This is a genomic window from uncultured Anaerococcus sp. (assembly GCF_963510575.1).
In the GTDB taxonomy this organism is placed as follows: domain Bacteria; phylum Bacillota; class Clostridia; order Tissierellales; family Peptoniphilaceae; genus Anaerococcus.
In genome coordinates this window covers 1-3,613 of sequence record NZ_CAUPFR010000136.1, presented here as the reverse complement: position 1 = coordinate 3,613, position 3,613 = coordinate 1, and the positions used below count along the sequence as shown (strand labels likewise).

At 34.5% G+C, this 3,613-nt stretch carries 7 protein-coding genes; 4 read left to right on the top strand and 3 right to left on the bottom strand.

Annotation, left to right across the window (positions count from 1 at the left end; translation table 11 throughout):
- From RQ907_RS08115 to RQ907_RS08100, 4 genes are all read left to right on the top strand, one after another.
- Nucleotides 1–572: class I tRNA ligase family protein (locus RQ907_RS08115; RefSeq protein WP_311492869.1), on the top strand; the 572-nt coding region annotated here is incomplete at its 5' end.
- Nucleotides 573–719: 147 nt separating this feature from the next.
- A complete protein-coding gene (locus RQ907_RS08110) occupies nucleotides 720–1,313 on the top strand; it encodes a TVP38/TMEM64 family protein (protein ID WP_311492868.1) in 594 nt (197 codons plus the stop codon).
- 8 nt (nucleotides 1,314–1,321) lie between these two features.
- Nucleotides 1,322–1,660, top strand: a complete 339-nt coding sequence (locus RQ907_RS08105) for an SdpI family protein (RefSeq protein ID WP_311492867.1) — start codon at nucleotides 1,322–1,324, stop codon at nucleotides 1,658–1,660.
- A gap of 9 nt (nucleotides 1,661–1,669) precedes the next feature.
- Nucleotides 1,670–1,843 carry a hypothetical protein gene (locus tag RQ907_RS08100; protein ID WP_311492866.1) on the top strand — a complete coding sequence of 58 codons (174 nt, stop codon included), beginning with the start codon at nucleotides 1,670–1,672 and terminating at the stop codon, nucleotides 1,841–1,843.
- A 69-nt stretch (nucleotides 1,844–1,912) separates the two neighbouring features.
- Here RQ907_RS08100 and RQ907_RS08095 read toward each other — a convergent pair whose 3' ends face one another.
- The 3 genes from RQ907_RS08095 to RQ907_RS08085 all read right to left on the bottom strand — a co-directional run bounded on the left by RQ907_RS08095 (nucleotide 1,913) and on the right by RQ907_RS08085 (nucleotide 3,594).
- On the bottom strand, nucleotides 1,913–2,323 hold the full coding sequence (locus RQ907_RS08095; RefSeq protein WP_311492865.1) for a DUF2871 domain-containing protein: 411 nt from the start codon (nucleotides 2,321–2,323) through the stop codon (nucleotides 1,913–1,915).
- Complete coding sequence (locus RQ907_RS08090; RefSeq protein ID WP_311492864.1) at nucleotides 2,304–2,984, bottom strand: hypothetical protein; 681 nt, start codon at nucleotides 2,982–2,984, stop codon at nucleotides 2,304–2,306. Before RQ907_RS08090 ends, RQ907_RS08095 begins: the two co-directional genes overlap by 20 nt.
- A 61-nt stretch (nucleotides 2,985–3,045) precedes the next feature.
- Complete coding sequence (locus tag RQ907_RS08085; protein WP_311492863.1) at nucleotides 3,046–3,594, bottom strand: TetR/AcrR family transcriptional regulator; 549 nt, start codon at nucleotides 3,592–3,594, stop codon at nucleotides 3,046–3,048.
- Nucleotides 3,595–3,613: the final 19 nt, after the last annotated feature.

Here is a 3,613-nt window from a genome sequence, read left to right as displayed (position 1 = left end):
ATTTCTCATCAGTTGCCAAATGGTCAGATGAGGGAGTAAAGGGATGTAGGAAATATCTAGAAAGAGTCTATAACCTTCTTGACCTTGTTGTGGATGGGGACGAATATTCAAAAGAATTAGAAATCCTAACCAACCAAACAATCAAAAAAGTAAGCGAAGATTACGAAAATCTTAAGTTCAATACTGCAATTGCCCAATTGATGACCCTTTCAAATGAGATGAGAGCTCTAGGAAAGATAACAAGGAAAGATTTCAAGACCTATATCACCCTATTAAATCCAGTAGCTCCTCACCTTACAGAAGAACTTTGGGAAATGGCTGGTTTTGAAGGAAGATTAAGCCAAACAACTTGGCCAACTTATGACAAAAACAAGCTAAGCCTTGATGAAATTGACCTACCAGTCCAAGTTAATGGCAAGATGCGTGGCAAGATAAAGATATCAAAAACTGCTAGCCAAGAAGAAGCACTTGCCCTTGCAAACCTTGATAACAACGTAAATACCTATATCAAAGACAAAGAATTAAGGAAGGTAATCTACGTTCCAGGCAAGATTTTAAATATAGTTGTATAAAAAAATAAAATCCATTGACCAAACTTGGTCTTTGGATTTTTTATCTTTACTAAATCTTCACAAAAATTTGTTATGATAGACTTGTGATTGACAGATAAAAAATATAAGTGTATGATAATACTACATACATCATACAATGGAGACTTTATGGAAAAATTCATAAAAAATCAAATTTTTAATATAATAGGGGCTATACTCCTAATTGTGGGGGTTATACTTGCCTTTATCGGCTACCACAAGGGGTATTTTGATTCTCTTGATACCTTTAGGAGGCTGATTTTAGAAAAAGGTGCCCGGGGACCCTTTGTTTTTATGGTCTTACAAATAGTTCAAATCGTTGTTCCAGTCATACCTGGAGGCCTAACTTGCGTAGCAGGAGTGGTTATCTTTGGTGCTTTTTGGGGATTTATCTATAACTACATATCTATTTGCCTTGGATCCATCCTTGTGTTCTTTATCTCAAGGACTTTTGGCAGGTCAATTGTCTTAAGGATTTTTGGTGAAGACCTATATGATAAATACAAGGGAAAGCTAAACGAAGATAAGTACGATAAGTTTTTTGCCCTAGCGATTTTCTTGCCAGTAGCTCCAGATGATTTTCTTTGCTACCTAACTGGTCTTACAGAAATGCCTGTCAAAAAATTTGTAGCTATAATTCTACTTTGCAAACCCCTCAGCATCTTCGCCTACTCAATGGCTTGGGCGCTTGGTTTTGACTTTTTGATAAAAAAATACTTATAGGAGGAATAATGAAATTTGAAGATTTTATAATATTTTTATTCCCAGCCTATTTTGTCTTTGTTGGCTTTATTTCAAATATGATCAAAGATAAGCCTATAGATAAAAAGTACGGATACAGGTCGGAACTTTCTACTAAGTCCAAACAAAACTGGTATTTTGCAAATGATTTTATGGCCAAGGGCGCCTTTGCCCTTGCCTTTACCTTTATTATTTTGGGATTAATACTAAATAATTTTGTGGATATGTATAGGTACAGGAGGATTTTATTTATCATAATAGAATTTATGTCCTATGTAATTTTAGGAATAATACTCGAAAATAGGCTAAAAATTGCCCACAAAAAATAGGAGGAGACAATGCTAAGTTTACTTGTTTATTTTTTATTTGCCTTGGGGATTATACTATTAATTTTTGGAACTATTCGCAAGTATAAGGAAAGTCGAGATAAGTTAGATTTATTTGATATAATCGGACTTTTTCTAATGCTACCTTTACCTATAGTATTGATACTTGATAGGTTTATCCACTAAAAAGCTCTCTAACTTGGTAATTCCAAGTTGGAGAGCTTTTTTAGAGAGTAATATCCTTAACTTTTAACACTAATCTAGATGACATTTCAGATATGTGTATAAAAAGTATAAGGCAAATGAAATTGCTATATGACCAAGTCCAGCTACGCCGGATATGGTCGCACTTATAGCACTATTGTTAAGGCCATAGATTTGACAAAAACCTCTGGCTATTAAAGTTCCTATAACCAGTACCAAGGAAAAGTTATAGGTGGTATAAAATTTTTTTTCTTTTTTGTTTTCTTTTAAATCAAAACTTTTTGCAGCCAAGGCTAGGATTATAAATAGGAAAAATCCTAAAACCAAGCTGTGGGTGTGGGCAAGGCCTAAACTAGAATGGCCCTTAAAGCCGATAAACTTTGTGTATTCCCTGTAAAAAGCTCCTATAAATATGCCAAAAAAGGCGTAAATAAAGGATGTCTTAAAGTACTTTTTTGTCATTTTTTTCTCCCTTCATTGCCCAGTAACCAATCAAAACTGTCCAGATATAGGCACAAGTCTTTGGTACCATGAGGGCACCGATCACTGGAAGGGTATTTTCCAAAAGAACTACCGGCAAATAAAAACCAAAGCTTAGCACAATGGTAAGCCACAAGTTTTTAAAGGCAAGATCCTTGGTTTCCTTTGATTTTTGGTAAAATATTATAATTATAATAAGTCCCAAGATTGTAAAAGGAATATTCCTATAAATACCCCGGGCGAGTGGTGATGAATTTACTAGAAATTTATTTTCTGGACAAAGGACTAGCAAAATCCTAAGTATTGCCAAAAACCATATTCCTCTGCTTAAGCCCTTTTGTCTCTTAACTTCATAACGCACTCGCCAGACGTAATAAAGGAGAAGGTAAAAGATTGTCATCGTAATAGAAGTGATTAGTTTGCCAAAGCCAAGCGACCTGGTAAAACTATCTAGACCTGTAGTATTAAGGGCGATAGCTCTTGGTACTAGGTGGAAGGCGTCTCCAAAACCTAAAACCAGGGCCATAATTCCAAATAAATAGTATTGTTTTTCGTTTTTGCCTTCTTTTAGCATTTTTGTGCCAAGAAAGATAACTGTTCCTAGGTAAAAAATATCAAAGAGGGTTTCAAATACTGCTTGCATAATTCCTCCTCGCTGAACGATGTTCATTCAATTTCTATACAAAACCCGTCCATAAACGGGTTTAATATAAGGTTTTTTTTACAATTTTTAAAAGCAAGTCCTTGTCATAATTTTTATCAACTATAAAACAAAGCATTGTCGAAAGGATAAATTTGATTAAATCATCCTTAGTAAAGTCATGGTCAAAGGCATGATCTTTTATATTAGGATCACTATCTAAAATCATAACCATATTTTCTCTGACTTTTCTTATATAGGTATCCATGGAATTTTTGGCCTTGCCAAGGCTTTGAGACTTAAAGCTAAGGGAGTGGATGGTAAAAAAGTTTGGGTACTTTTTTATTCCACAACTGATGTGGGCAAAAATATCCGAAAGATACTTTAAAAAATCATCACAATCCTCACTGGTACCATCAATCCTAAAAATATCCTCCCAGACACTTTCAATTGTGCTAATCATAAGTTCATCCTTAGATGAAAAGTAATTGTAGATTGATCCTACAGCTACATTGCAATTTTTTGCAAGTTTTCTTATACTCAAGGCATCTAAGCCTTCATTCGCTACTATATCTCTGGATGCTTTTAGGATATAGGCTTTAGAAATAATCATATATGACTCCTCGCTGAAC

Coding starts and splice junctions, on each gene's coding strand:
- RQ907_RS08110 (WP_311492868.1), top strand. CDS start 720: ATGGAAAAATTCATAAAAAATCAAATTTTTAATATAATAGGGGCTATA.
- RQ907_RS08105 (WP_311492867.1), top strand. CDS start 1,322: ATGAAATTTGAAGATTTTATAATATTTTTATTCCCAGCCTATTTTGTC.
- RQ907_RS08100 (WP_311492866.1), top strand. CDS start 1,670: ATGCTAAGTTTACTTGTTTATTTTTTATTTGCCTTGGGGATTATACTA.
- RQ907_RS08095 (WP_311492865.1), bottom strand. CDS start 2,323: ATGACAAAAAAGTACTTTAAGACATCCTTTATTTACGCCTTTTTTGGC.
- RQ907_RS08090 (WP_311492864.1), bottom strand. CDS start 2,984: ATGCAAGCAGTATTTGAAACCCTCTTTGATATTTTTTACCTAGGAACA.
- RQ907_RS08085 (WP_311492863.1), bottom strand. CDS start 3,594: ATGATTATTTCTAAAGCCTATATCCTAAAAGCATCCAGAGATATAGTA.